The 13603-nt window shown below is 58.8% G+C and carries 12 protein-coding genes and 1 pseudogene; 7 read left to right on the forward strand and 6 right to left on the reverse strand.

Going from position 1 to position 13603, the window contains the following annotated elements; all coding sequences use genetic code 11:
• Positions 1–39: 39 nt before the first annotated feature.
• Positions 40–771: a histidine utilization repressor gene (gene hutC, locus RGR602_RS25760; RefSeq protein ID WP_040114870.1), complete on the forward strand. Its 732-nt coding sequence runs from the start codon at positions 40–42 to the stop codon at positions 769–771.
• Between the two features lie 44 nt (positions 772–815).
• On the forward strand, positions 816–2108 hold the full coding sequence (locus tag RGR602_RS25765) for a hypothetical protein (protein WP_040114871.1): 1293 nt from the start codon (positions 816–818) through the stop codon (positions 2106–2108).
• 208 nt (positions 2109–2316) lie between these two features.
• On the opposite strand, the gene RGR602_RS25770 is transcribed toward RGR602_RS25765, so the two are convergent.
• Positions 2317–3072, reverse strand: coding sequence for a hypothetical protein (locus RGR602_RS25770; protein ID WP_203226233.1), 756 nt, complete (start codon positions 3070–3072; stop codon positions 2317–2319).
• Positions 3073–3223: 151 nt separating this feature from the next.
• On the opposite strand from RGR602_RS25770, the gene RGR602_RS25775 reads away from it, so the two are divergent.
• Positions 3224–4366, forward strand: coding sequence for an exonuclease SbcCD subunit D (locus tag RGR602_RS25775; RefSeq protein ID WP_040114873.1), 1143 nt, complete (start codon positions 3224–3226; stop codon positions 4364–4366).
• Positions 4363–7440, forward strand: coding sequence for an AAA family ATPase (locus RGR602_RS25780; RefSeq protein ID WP_040114874.1), 3078 nt, complete (start codon positions 4363–4365; stop codon positions 7438–7440). The genes RGR602_RS25775 and RGR602_RS25780 overlap by 4 nt, the downstream gene beginning before the upstream one ends.
• Positions 7441–7636: 196 nt before the next feature.
• On the opposite strand, the pseudogene RGR602_RS36440 reads toward RGR602_RS25780, so the two are convergent.
• The 4 genes and pseudogenes from RGR602_RS36440 to RGR602_RS25800 all read right to left on the reverse strand — a co-directional run.
• Positions 7637–7933 (reverse strand): annotated as a pseudogene (locus RGR602_RS36440) (hypothetical protein); the annotation flags it as partial.
• A gap of 226 nt (positions 7934–8159) precedes the next feature.
• Positions 8160–8951, reverse strand: coding sequence for a class I SAM-dependent methyltransferase (locus tag RGR602_RS25790; RefSeq protein ID WP_040114876.1), 792 nt, complete (start codon positions 8949–8951; stop codon positions 8160–8162).
• 444 nt (positions 8952–9395) lie between these two features.
• Positions 9396–9791, reverse strand: a complete 396-nt coding sequence (rnk, locus tag RGR602_RS25795) for a nucleoside diphosphate kinase regulator (protein WP_040114877.1) — start codon at positions 9789–9791, stop codon at positions 9396–9398.
• Positions 9792–9814: 23 nt separating this feature from the next.
• The gene (locus RGR602_RS25800; RefSeq protein WP_040114878.1) at positions 9815–10318 is read right to left on the reverse strand and encodes a PTS sugar transporter subunit IIA; all 504 of its coding nucleotides are present in this window, start codon (positions 10316–10318) and stop codon (positions 9815–9817) included.
• Positions 10319–10829: 511 nt separating this feature from the next.
• Here RGR602_RS25800 and RGR602_RS25805 point away from each other — a divergent pair.
• From RGR602_RS25805 to RGR602_RS25815, 3 genes are all read left to right on the forward strand, one after another.
• A complete protein-coding gene (locus tag RGR602_RS25805) occupies positions 10830–11243 on the forward strand; it encodes a DUF5602 domain-containing protein (protein WP_040114879.1) in 414 nt (137 codons plus the stop codon).
• Positions 11240–11767, forward strand: coding sequence for a plastocyanin/azurin family copper-binding protein (locus RGR602_RS25810; RefSeq protein WP_040114880.1), 528 nt, complete (start codon positions 11240–11242; stop codon positions 11765–11767). Before RGR602_RS25805 ends, RGR602_RS25810 begins: the two co-directional genes overlap by 4 nt.
• A gap of 107 nt (positions 11768–11874) precedes the next feature.
• Positions 11875–12675: an ATP-binding protein gene (locus RGR602_RS25815; RefSeq protein WP_052451917.1), complete on the forward strand. Its 801-nt coding sequence runs from the start codon at positions 11875–11877 to the stop codon at positions 12673–12675.
• Here RGR602_RS25815 and RGR602_RS25820 read toward each other — a convergent pair.
• Entirely contained in the window at positions 12672–13523 is an 852-nt protein-coding gene (locus RGR602_RS25820) for a LysR family transcriptional regulator (RefSeq protein WP_040114881.1), read from the reverse strand. The genes RGR602_RS25815 and RGR602_RS25820 overlap by 4 nt on opposite strands.
• Between the last annotated feature and the right edge of the window lie 80 nt (positions 13524–13603).

Consider the following 13603-nt stretch of genomic DNA (forward strand, 5'->3'; position numbering starts at 1 on the left):
GATGCCAGCCTTTCAAGGCGGCGGGAGAGGCAGTGAACCATGAATGCACTTTCAGATTCCGCATCGCCGCTTTACGAGAAGGTGAAGGTATTTGTCCTCGGCAATATTGGCAGCGGCAAGTGGGCCCGCAACAGCCGCCTTCCGTCGGAGAACGAACTCGTCTCGGCGCTGGGTGTCTCCCGCATGACCGTCCACCGGGCGCTGCGCGAACTCACCTCCGAGGGGCATCTGCGCCGCATCCAGGGCGTCGGCACCTTCATCGCCCCGCCCAGGCCGCAATCGACGCTGATCGAGATCAGCAACATCATCACCGAGATCAAGGCGCGCGGCAGCCGGCACCGGGCCGAGGTGGTCGTGCTCGAGCGTATCGAACAACCGGAAGCCGAGCTTCTGCTCGCCCTCGAGTTCGAAACCGTGAAACCCGTCGACCATTCGGTCGTGATCCATTTCGAGAACGACCTGCCGGTCCAACTCGAGGAACGCTATGTCAATCCCGACCTCGTTTCCGGCTATATCGACCAGGATTTCAGCGCCCTCGCCACCTATGATTACCTGCAGAACGCCACCCCGCTGACCGAGGTGGAGCATCTCATCAGTGCCCTTCCGGCCGGCGACAACCCGGGGCGCCTACTGCACATTCGTCCCACCGACTGCTGCCTGGTTCTGCATCGCAAGACCTGGACCGGGCCGGTCGTCGCGACCGTCAACACGTTCACCTATGTCGGCAGCCGCTATTCGCTCGGCAGCCGCTATCTGCACGGCGGCAAGTGACCGCCGATCCTCATATTTGGGACGACCCATCCGGAAAGAATGTCATGAGCCAGACCATGAGCCGCACTGCGGAAATCAGGAAGATAGCCAAAGTAGGGGACGACAAGGCGGAACGATTACTGGCCGAACTGCTGCGCGACCTTTTCGAGATCGAGCCGAAGAATGTCGTGATCAATCACGATCAATACAGCCTCAATTCGCTCAACGGCTTCTTCGAGACCGCCGATGGTGCATTCTTCTTCAAGTTCCACCAGGAAGAGGGCGAGGAGGCCATGAGCGGCGAATATTACCGCGCCGACATCCTGGCACGGGCTGGCCTGCCGGTGGACCAGCCTGTGCTGATGTCGGCGCTTGCGGGTGAACAGATCCTCGTCTATCGCCGGCGGACCGATCCGCGCTTCTCCGATGTGCTGCGGACGTTGGACCTGACGGACGATGCCGCGGCGCGCAAAAGGGCTGTGGACGCCGAACGCAGGCTGAACGAAGCCGTGTTGAAGGTCTATCTCGACACGCTCCATCCCGTGAGCGCCGATCAGGTTGCGGCCGAGCCGATCCACCGGCTGTTCTCCGAGCGGCTGATTGATCCAACCGCCGGCACCTATCCGGGCGGGCGCATGGCGAGCTTCTATGTCGGCAAGGACTTCGTCTTTCCCGACTTGACGCTCGATTGGGAGACGTTTTCACGCTGTCGCATTTCGGTCAACGGCATCGAATACCGGGACAGCATCGGTGCCCTCTTCCATCAAGCGCACGAGCGGCTCGATCCGACGCGGCTGGCGGATGCGGGCGGTGTTACTGCACATGGCGACGCCCATAACGCGAATGTCTGGTACGAGGAGGACGGCGGCGAGGCACGTTTGTCCTTCTTCGACCCCGCATTCGCCGGCGAGAACATTCCAACGCTGCTCGCCGAGGTGAAGACGACCTTCCACAACATCCTCGCCCATCCGCTATGGCTCTATGATCCTGCCATGGCGGCCGAGTACTACGAGGCCAGCGTGGTGCTTGACGGCGATCTGCTGCGGGTCACGACCGATTTCGGGCCGAGCCCGGTCCGACGCTCCCTTCTGGACGTAAAGGCCGAAGCTCTTTGGCGTCCCCTGCTTGGCGAACTGAAGGCGCGGGGCATGCTTCCGGCCGACTGGCGCCGGGTCATCCGGCTGGGCCTTTTCCTCTGCCCGACGTTGGTGATGAACCTGCGGGCCGGCGCCACGACCCATAACCCCGTTTCCTCGCTCATCGGCTTTTCCGTCGCGGTGATGGCTGGCAGCGAGCCAGTGGCAGGCGAGGATGCAGTTTCCCGCCTCCTGGACATGATCGATCCCGACAGAGGCTGACATGATCCTACTATCCTGGCCGTTTTGAGGATGTAACGGAGATCAAATTGTCGCTCCCGCAAATACCGCGGACCGGTCGGCCTGCGCTGCCTCAAGTGCTCGAGAATGCATAAATGCCGATCAAGGCGCTGCCCGAAAGGCCGAAACGTTGAGGATAAATGAAATTGAGCGCGACAACCTATAGGGTCGTTCGGTCGCATCCAGTCGGTCAACCGCTTTTGACTGACCGGCGCCCGGTCTTCTCCAGGTCGTCATCGTACTCCGTCCTTACCCGTTCGAGTCGGGCGTCTTCCTGGTCCAGACCCCATCGGCGATCGACAAAGAATTCGAGAGCTTTTCGTGTCTCGACGCAGAGGAATTCCCCTTCGAAGCCGTATTCGGTCCGCACGACGGCCGCCTGCTCCGGTGTGAGGCCGGTTTTTGGCCTGAGCCATATCCTTGCCCGCGTATTCCAATCCATGTCGTCGGGGAATTGCTCTGACAGTGCACGCGTCTCAAAACTGCTGCCGGTGCTGACGCGAATGGGCAGATAGGTTCGATACGCCTCATGCTTGAAGCTGAAGGCTCTCACGTGAACTTTTTCGCCGTCTGACACGAAATGTGTGGGGACAATCCATTGTCCGGCATCCGCACCTGACGTCATCGACGTATACTGGACGTGAATCGCCCACCTGTTCCTCATCGCCTGATAAAGACGCGACACCACAGAAGCATCAGCGCGACGTTCCGGCTGGGGTAGGGCGACAGAGAGGGGCAGGTTGTTTTCAGCCAGCACGGACGCAAAAGCCTCGTTCAACGTGGAAGGGACAAGAGGCTTGTGGTCGAGGGCTGCCAGATAGGTCTTCCGCACAGGATCGTAGGTGGGAGGCGTATGCCTGGCGCGCTCAAGATAGAGGCGGAAGTCGAGGGCTGCCTGAGCGGTAGAGATGTCAAAGCGGTCGATCAGATCGCGCCGGTTGGCCATGCCACGCCACGTCAGACACTGATCGAGAAAGATCAGTCGCTCGCGCTGAGCATGTTTCAGGTCGTCGAATTCCATAGCGGGAAAAGTAGCTTGACTCGCGAGCGGCTGTCCATCTAAAAATTATACATGTAAAAAATAGACGGATCTACTCATGCGACTGCTTCACACTGCGGACTTGCATCTCGGGCGTCAGTTCCATGGCATTTCGCTTGAGGATGACCATGCGGCGATCCTCGACCAGATCCTGCAAGCGATAAACACGCACCGACCCGATGTCTTCATAATCGCCGGCGACATTTTCGATCGCGCATCTCCTCCCGCAACCTCGGTGCGGCAATTCAATGCCTTTCTCGGTCGAGTGGCCCGAGAGACGGAAGCGGCCGTGGTCATGATTGCCGGCAATCATGATTCTGGCGACAGGATCGGCGCCATGTCAGTCCTGACGGACGTACGGCGAGCATTGATCCGTGGACCGCTTTTGGCGGACGAAACACCTCTGATCCTGCGTGACGCAGCTGGTCCGGTTGCCATTTCCGCCCTGCCATACGGCTACGAATTCGCCGCACGCGACTGCTTCGGCGATGAGTCGATCGCAATGCCCGAACATGTCATTCGCGCCCAGGTCACCGCGGCGCGGCGGCATCTTCCGGAAGGAGCGCGCTGGGTCGTGGTTGCCCACGCCTTTGTAGAGGGCGGCAGTTCCAGTGAAGGAGAGCGGCCCCTGGCACGGGTCGGTGGCATCGAGACGGTTCGCCACGACATGTTCGATGGCGCTCACTACGTGGCGCTTGGTCACCTGCATCTGCCGCATTCGGTCGGCATGCCGCACATCCGCTATGCCGGTGCTCCGCTGGCATTCGGTTTCGACGAGGCTGGAAGCGTAAAGTCGATGAGCCTCGTCGATCTCGATGAACAGGGCAGGGTAGCGATCATTGCACTCCCATTCGCGCCTACCCGGGGCGTTAGGGTCTTGCGCGGCAAGTTCGCTGACCTGCTGCACGGGGAACCATCGACCGATTTCATCAAGGCAGTGCTGACGAATGATGCGCCGCTGATCGATCCGATGAAGCGTCTTCGCGAGCTATACCCGAATGCCTGTCAGCTGACTTATGCACGAGATGAGCGGGCGCTCGACATCATGTCCGAAATCAAGGTGCAAGCCACTCTGCATGATCCGGCAAAGGTCATTCGGGAGTTCCTGACGCAGGTTCGCAGCGAAGACCCGGTCGATGCGGAGTTGGCGTTGATCGGTTCTGCCCTTTCTGATCTTCGAAGCGTGGAGGCGCAGGTATGAGGCCGGTCAGACTGACGATGCAGGCATTCGGTCCTTATGCCGGCAGGGTCGTGGTGGACTTCCGTGACGCAATTGCCTCGGGCCTTTTCGGCATCTATGGGCCGACAGGGTCCGGCAAGTCGTCGATCTTCAGTGCCATGACCTTCGCGCTGTTCGGCGAGGCGGCCAAAGCTGAACAAGAGACAGCGTCGCTTCGCTCCGATCATGCTGATCCCGGCGTTCCGACCGAAGTCGAGTTCGTATTCGATATCGCTGACAAGCGATATGTTCTGCGGCGGCGGCCGGAGCAGACCCGGCCCAAACAGCGTGGTGACGGTGAGACCCGGGATACCCATGAAGCCTGGATTTTTGACGCGACCGGTCTTGCACTCGAGGACATAACCGACGCGAACCCCGGCCAGGTCATTGCGGAAAAGAAGACCGGTCCAGTCAAAGAGGCTGTGTTCCAGCTCCTCGGCTACGGTGCTGAACAATTCCGTCAGATCGTGCTGTTGCCACAGGGTAAGTTCGAGACGTTCATGGCGGCAAAGACCGATAAGCGGCTCGAGATCCTGCGTGAGCTCTTTGATGTTTCCATGTATCGGCGCATGGCGGCAAAGTTCAAGGAGGATGCGGCGGCAGCTGAGCGGCGGGTTCGGCAAGAACGTGAAGTGTGCGCAGGGCGACTTTCGGCCGAGGGTTTTGAGAGTCCCGACGCGCTTGCAACCGGCATTGGCGAGGCGCAGGTCGTCCATGACACGGAAACGCTGAAGGAGATGGCGGCCGACCAGGTGTTCGATGCTTCACGGACGGCACTTGCTGCCGCCCGTCAGCTCGAGGACCAGTTTCGAGCCGCCGAGAAAGCCAGGTCGGATGTCGAAGCCCTCGTTGGAAAAGCTGAGCATATCCGTGAACTGCAGGGGCGCGCCGACAATGCCAAGCGTGCCCAAGCGCTCCTGGACGTCGAGCGCCACGCGAAAGGTGCCGAGACCGAATGCCTCGAAGCTGAGGAAACAATGAGAGCGGCCGCGGAGGCAAACAGCGCAGCGGCGGAAAAGGCTGGCGCCGCCTCCAGAACGCACGAAGAGGAACGGGAAAGATCGGGAGAAATTGAGGCCCTGCGGCAAGCGGTCGGTACGCTTGGACGCCATCAACTGACCCTTTCCGATGCAAGCCTTTACGCCCAGAAGGCGGATGCAGCCTTAAAGGCCGTTCAGCAGGCGAAGAAGGCTTTCGATTGCGTCGAGGCGCGTATCGAGGAAATGCATGGCCGGAAACTCGAAAAGGAGCGGGCACTCGGATCCACTCGAAAGAATGATGCCGCGCGCCAGCGGCTAGTCCATCAGCGATTGCTCGTTGAAAATGAGCTTAAAACAGCCGAGCTCCATCAGGCTGCTCTCGACGTCGCCGACAAGGCGCGCGTCGAAATGCAGGCGTTGAAAGCGGACAACGAAGAGGCGGTCCAGTGGGCACAGGCCGCGCGGTCGCGCTTTGACGCTGCAGAGGCCGCCCTTGCTGAGGCCCAAGCTATTCATTTGGCTGCCAAGCTTGCAGCGGGCGAGGCCTGCCCTGTCTGCGGATCGACCGAGCACCCTCTGCCCGCTGTCGGCAGGGCTGAGCATGCCGGTCTCGATCAGTCGTTTAGAGATGCGAAGGCTCAATGGGAGGAAGCGCAAAGGTCCGAGCAGGACGCTTCTCGCCTTTTCGCTTCGGCGCAAGCGAAATGGCAGGAACGCCAGGAAAGACTTGGCGCACTCCCTAAGCCTGAACGGCCGGCCGCCGATTACCGCACCACGATTGCTGGGTTGGGCCGGCAGATCGAAGAGCTCGGCCCGGCGATCGATCTCGCCCAGGCTGAGGCCGCACTGACCACATTGGCGACCGAGATTGGCTCAACGGAACAGGAGCGCGACAGCCTCCGTACGGCGTTCGAGACATCGAAAACCAATGAAGCGCTCGCGCGCGACAGGTTCGAGCAGGCGATCGCAACAGTTCCCCAGGAACTGCGGACGCCGGGCGCTCTGATTGCCATGCGCGCCGAACATGAACGCCAGCTCGCAGCTCGAATGGATGCGGCAAGAGTTGCGGAGGATGCTGCACGCCGATCCCGTGAAGCCGCGATCATTGCCAATACGGCAGCAGACGCGGCCAGGCAGGCGTATGAGAATGCAATAGTTCGCCGAGATAAGGCCCAAGCGGAGTTCCAGGCCCGTCTGGCGAAGAGCGGCTTGACGAAACCTCAATTCAGCGGCTTCAAGCAGCTGGTCGACGCGATCGAGGCTGATGCTCAGGAGATCGCAGACTACGGCAATGCATTGGCGATAGCGCATAGCAACGAAGAGACTTCGACGCGCGCGGTGGAGGGCCGCGAACGTCCAGATACCCGTATCTTGCAAGAGGCTTATGACACAGCAGACGAGATGCTCGATCTTGCCAAGACGGCGCGCGCCCAGGCGCAGGCGCGGTTACGGCAACTCGAGAAACTTCAGCTTGATATCGCCGGTCAACTGAAGCGCCTCGACGAGATCGAAACTGAGACGGCCTCGCTGCGAACGCTTGCGGCCCTGTTCAATGCTGAAAATCCCCTGCGGTTGGACCTTGAGACCTATGCGATCGGTGCGATGTTCGACCAAGTGCTGGTCGCAGCAAACCAACGGCTTGGTCCTATGAGCGGTGGTCGCTTCAGCCTCGAACGTGAAATCGAAGGTGGAGCAGGCCGCTCGCGCCGCGGCCTTGGTATCCGGGTGTTTGATGTACACACCGGTAAGGCACGTCCCACGTCGACACTGTCAGGTGGGGAGACGTTCATGGCCGCCTTGGCCCTGGCGCTTGGTCTTTCCGATATCGTCGAGAGCGTGAGCGGCCAGGTGCGGCTCGATACCATTTTCATCGACGAAGGTTTTGGGAGTCTCGATACCCAAAATGAGTCCGGCACGCTCGATCAGGTCCTGCAGGTACTTACCAATCTCGTAGGTCAGAGGCGCGTGGTGGGTCTGATTTCTCACGTTCCATTGGTGCAGGAGACGATTCCGAACGGATTCTATGTGCGAAAAGAACCGCGGGGAAGTTTCGTCGAGGCACGAGGAATGAATTGATACATGGCCGTGGCAAATGGTTGATCGCTTTGTTCGGGGAGGAGAGACGGCGTCTGCGGTTTCCTGACCCACTCGGGGCCTCAGCCAAGCTTTGTCGTGGGCCGATGTGCTAGGTTTTAAACAGGTTATTCTAGTCATTTCCGTGGATGTGCGCCTGTTAGCTCCTTCAAATGCATTGCGGTTCGCATCAGGGCATTCATTCGCAAAACCTTCTTGCGGCTTCCGCCCCTCCGGCGGTTCTTTCTGGGATGAACTCCGCCTCGCAAAGATCATTGATCGTCTGACGCCGGCGGATGAGCCGCGACGCCGCGCCGTCAATGAGATATTCGGCGGCATGCATGCGGCTGTTGTAATTCGACGACATTGACGCGCCGCAAGCCCCAGCATTGTGGAAAACCAGGAAATCACCGACCTGGGTGGGCGGCAGATTTCGGGTTTCGACAACGCTGTCCGGTCCCTGGGTGAGCACGTCACCCGACTCGCACAGCGGGCCGATAGTTGGCAGCCCTGCACACGCAGCAGGATCGCAACCTGCTGTGCGTGGCTTCCTGCGGTTGATGGCAATTAGCGGGTTAGCCGACGCACCATGACATCGTCCATTTCCCTCGTGCACAATACCGCTTGGGATTCGGCTCCCTCAGAAAATCCCTCCCGGTTGTGGAAACGTATGGCCGCGGGGTTCGGCATTCACAGACAATTCCAATTGCACGATGCCTTGATCAAGCGCGTACCGCCCGGATCATAAGCACGAACGCTGCCAGATCACGCCATCTGGCGAAACGCGGTATGGTCACGCACGCCTCCGGCGTCGGTCGTGGCTCGCGGACGTCAACAATCCGAAACCCTGCATGGGCGATGCCATTGAGGTATTCACTGAGGGTGCGTGGAAAGCGAGGCACCTCAAACAGCACTACGTCCTCATCGCTCGGCCGATCACCAAAGCGCCAACTCTCAACAAAATTGGTTTGGTCGAAATATCGAGCAACGACCAAGCCAGTCGGCTTTCCTTTGACATCCCTGTGCCACTGTAATCCGGGGGTAACGAAACAGGGGTGCAGAACGCTGAACGCAATGAAACCACCCGGCCGCAGGAGCCTGAAGGCCTCCCGCATCGCCGCTGGAAAATCCGGCCCGTCCATCAAGGCCATCGTCGATACGACGGCATCGAAGGAGGCATCCTCGAAGCCGGTGTCTCCGGTGTAGGATGCGACCTCGTACCGGATGGAGAGTGGGACGTGGTGCTCGACCTCACGTGCATGTCCAATCATTTTCTCGGAAAGATCGATGCCGGTCATTCGCGCACCCAACTCGGCGAACCGTCTGGTGTTGGAGCCTTCGCCGCAGCCAAAATCGATGACGTCTAATCCTGCGATGCTTGGCAGGAAGGCTTGAAACGCCGGAAAGGTGAATAGTTCGCGATAAGTGTCGTAGCCGTTCCGGACATCATGGGCCCATTGATCGGCATTGTCGTCCCAACGGGCAGCAACTTCGGCTTCAGATACTTGGGTCACTCTTTGCTCCTTCGAAGGGCCTGCTGGCGACAGGAAAGAACCTCGCAGACCTTTGGCATTTTCGCTCGCGGGGGCTAGTTTCCCCTCTGATCGAGACAACTTCCTTAACTTGGAACCTTCGAAAAAATACCGCCACAAATCATGGCTTCGTGATGAAGTCATCTCAACGGCGATATTTTCGTGACTATCGCAAATACCTTGTAATGATAGCAGCTGGCCTATCCATGACGAATTCGATGCTAACACCGGCAGATATTGCGAGACGCTCGCGCGAGAAGTCGATCAGTGCCCGAGCCGCCCGACATTGGGAGCCAGTGATGATAATTCACCCTCCGTTGCAAAACATTCGACCAAGGAATGGACAGGGTCAATCGTAAGATGGGCACAACGAGCGCTGCAACTATCGCCCGCTGCTTTCAAGCGCGAACTCGCTATCACAACGTTCTATGAGACGGTTAAAACCGTCAACTTGTGCTGCCGGCCATCTCGTGCGGCCCAGTTCATCGCCTGACCGGCGGCCAAGCCGAGAAGGGCAGTCCCAATGGGAGTGAGGATAGATATCTTTCCTTCAGAGATATCGGCGTCTCTCGGGAAAACAAGCGTCACCCTTCGCGCATCGCCGGTATCCGTCTCATACTCTACCGTCGATCCCATGCGCACGACGTTTCGAGGCACCGAGACGTCGGCTACCACACGTGCGCGTTCGAGCTCGAGCAAAAGTCCATCGGAAATCTCGGGAAAGCGCTCGGCCGCGACGAGGGCAAGGTTGTTCAATCGCTCTTGATCCGTTTTTCCTATCACGATTGACGGTTTTCGTGGTTTTTTGCTGTATTCCTTCATTTTTCTTACGCGTCCTTTTTCGCTCACCTGGGCGACACCAAGGCAGCGGCTCGGTCCGAGATTGGGAGCTCGGTCGTTGCCTTAATGTCATTGTCAAGGATTGCCATCACCTCGTCAGAGGACTGTGCCAGTCGGAGTCCCTCGTGGATCTGAGGCGCCCGAACCAATCGGCACAGTTGGGCGAGCGCGGGCAGGAAGGTGGCAGTGGCAGATCGGGGCCAGAGCAGCGTGAAAACAAGATCGACGGGATCGCCGTCGGGGCTGCCGAAATTAATAGGAGCGGCTAATCGCGTGAACGACGCAACAGGACACGAGATCGACGGGAACAGGGCATGCGGGACGGCGATGCCACGGCCAATCCCTGTTGCACCGCCACTTTCACGCTTCCAAAGGCGCCGAAGGACGACCTGATCATCGACCCCAGCTCGTCGCGCAATCCTGACCGCTATCTTGGACAGCGCCGAGAGCTTTCCCTTTGTCACAAGGTCAAGTGTAACGTCTTTTTCTGACAGGTGTTTGAAAATCATCGTGGTCGCCTCTAAGCCAAACGCCGCGCAAGTGTGCAAAGTGCGTTTAGCTTCGCACTCCGTCTGCAGCGGTGTCACATTGAATTGCGGTGCTTGCGGACCCGGACGCGAAGTCAGTGGAGTTCGCGCCCGGGTTAGAGGCCTGCTTTAAGGCGTCCTGGCTCTCGCCGATGCATGAAAGTATTCATGATGGCTAAAACATGGGGAGAAATAATTTGAAATCAAGCGAGAAGTCAAAAATCTGAGATCGCAGTTGAATTTACCATCGCGCGCTCAGTCTACCTCCGGCTAATGACCGGCGATTAGATGAATCCTTCTCATACAATGCCTGTATTCTAATGATGTCGACGGATATAAACAAGGTGCAGAAATACTGCACTGAAATGCCAGTTTATTTCGTTGGACTAATATTCCCATCAGCTCTTGAATGGCTCTACGCGACAGGTCGTGCGCAGCCCGTCGATTGCCGGAAATTCGGCGACGCGGGTTTGAACGAAAAAGGATTTCCGCCATGAAAAAACTCCTCCTCGTATCTGCTCTGACACTGTCCGGCTCGCTTTGTGCCATGGCGGCGCAGGAAGTCGCAAAATCGCCACCGGCCGCCCCTTATCAGCAGGTCAGCAAGCTGGTGAAGTTGCCCGACTTCCTGCCCGGAATGGGACAACTCTTCGTCGATCCGGCGACACTGCCGGCCGGTCCGTTCCTCGCATATGATCACGACGGAAGGCTTGTCAGTACGATCTATATGCTGCCGACAAAGGATCTCAATCCGGACAAGTCATTCGCCGATCTTGCGGCGCCCGGCGGCAACGTCGACCATGTCGACGTCTATTACAATGCCGGCCATCCGGGCGTGGAAGAGCCGCATGTCCATGTGGTGCTGTGGCATGTCACAGCGGCCGACGAAGCGAGCGTCGCCAAATGACTATCGCGCGACGACACATGCTCGGCTGGGGCGGTGGCCTCATCGCGGCCATTTCCTTGTCCGGGCGAGATGTGTGGGCACAAGAGGTGGTGGAAATTAGGATGCAGGGGCGCGCCGATGGCTCGCATGTCTGGTTCGATCCGATTGGTGTTCTGATCAAGCCCGGTCAGACGGTCCGCTGGATCAACCTCAACCCCGGCAATTCCCATACGACCACCGCCTATCATCCGGCAAACTTCGGAAGACCGCTCCGCATTCCTGAAGCGGCAAAATCCTGGGCTTCAGACTATCTCCTGCCTGACGAGAGCTTCTCAGTTATCTTCACCAAGCAAGGGGTCTATGACTACTATTGCATTCCCCACGAGCACGCTGGAATGGTCGGTCGCATCATCGTCGGCAAACCAGAATCCCATGGCGGCTGGATGGAGCCGGTCACTGCAAGCCGCGGCCTCCCGGATGAGGCTCTCGAGGCGTTCCCGACTGTCGAAGAAATAATGGCGAAGCGGATAGTCCGCCAGGTTTAGAGAGCCCGACAGGTTGGGCAGTTGTCTGGCTGACAATGAATAGGAAAAAGCGATGCGGACGGCCGGAGTTTTCTGACGGCCGTCGGTGAACAAGGAGGTGGATGGCCATGGCGGAGATGGCGTTTTCGAATGAGATTTTGGTGCAATCGCAGGCGGAGCGCGGTGGCCGCGAACAGGCGGCCCAACAGCGCGAGCGCGCGCTAAATCGGCTTGCGATCCTGGGAGAGATGACCGGCGGTATTGCCCATGATTTCAGAAACCTTCTGACGGTCATCGAATCCGGCTTGAGGCTGGCCGAAAGAAGGGCCGATCAGCCGGAAAGCGTGCGCGCGGATATCGGCGCGACGCGGGAAGCCGTCAATCGAGGCGTCGAACTGACGTCTCAGTTGCTCGCCTTTGCAAGCGATAGGAAACCCGACCTCCAGGCGCGCGATTTGAACGAGCTCGTCCGTTCTTTCGAGCCTTTCCTCAGATATGGCGCGGGCGCTCACGTCCGCGTCAGGCTCGAACTTGGTTCCGACATCCCGAGTTGTCTCGTCGATCCGACGTTGTTCGACGCCGCCGTCCTTAATCTTGTCCTCAACGCTCGCGATTCCATGCCAAGCGGCGGTGAGATTTGTATCGCAACGGAGCGGCTTGTCGAGGCGGATACTGCGCCCGGCCAGCCGGCGCCGAAAACCTATGCACGCCTTCGCGTTCAGGATCGCGGCTGCGGCATGCCGTCGGAAACTCTGCAAAAGGTGCTGGACCCATTCTTCACGACCAAGGGCGAAAACGGCACCGGAATGGGATTGTCACAGGTATACGCGACTGTACAGTTGGTTGGCGGCCATCTACGCATCGCCAGTAAGCGAGGAACCGGAACCACAGTCGATCTTCTGTTTCCATCGACCGAAGAGGCCGTTTAGGCCTCCATGTTGCCCTCGCAGATGGCGCGTAGCCCCACCAGGGCGGGGCCAACAACGCTCTCGTCAGCATTAGCAGACCTCACTGCGTAAACCGGGTAGGAAAATTGCGGCATTTCGGGCACTAGGTGGAGCTGCCCCGCCGCAATATACGGCTCCACCGCGCTCATCCTGAAATATCCGGAGCCGCCGCTCGCAAGAACATAGCTGAGCGCCAGGGGACCGAGATCGAACGAGAGGTCGGGTGTGACATCCGGGAAATTCATGTCGTGGTGCAGCACGAAATCCGGCCCCCAGTCCATATAAACGTAGTTCGTCGCCTCGAGGCGCTCCGCTCCGCGATAGGTTGTCACAAGCACCAGCTTCTCTTCCATAAGGAGATCGATTTTGAGGCCGGGGCGATGTTGGGGCGCATACATGATCGCAACATCAACCAGCCCCGAAGCGACCTGATTAATCAGGTCCTGCGGCACGTCGACATGTACGCGAAGCGCGATATCGGGAAGGCAATGACGAATCCATCTGACCCAGTTCAGCAGGAGTGGTTGCGCAAGCGTGACTTCGCTGCCTATCGTTAGCACCGCTCGGTGGCCTGCCGGCACGGCGACCTGTTGACGAGTGCGTTGCCACAACTGGACGAACGCCGGTGCGTGGCGCAGAAACTGCTCGCCAGCCGGCGTGAGAGACGCTCCGCTCTTATTCCGAACGAAGAGCGGTCGGCCAAGCAGCTGCTCGAGGTTGCGAATACGCGCGCTGACGGTGGTCTGGGCAACATTCAAGCGTTCAGCGGCGCGAATAAAACTTCCCGTTGAAACTATTTCCAAGAACGTACGGGCGAGTTCAATGTCCATTGAAGAATAGCATAAACGTTGCGCTCAAATGTCAATCAAATTCGTTTGCTAAATGCTGGTCGCTCTGTAAGCTTTGGTAA

Source organism: Rhizobium gallicum bv. gallicum R602sp (assembly GCF_000816845.1).
GTDB lineage: Bacteria > Pseudomonadota > Alphaproteobacteria > Rhizobiales > Rhizobiaceae > Rhizobium > Rhizobium gallicum.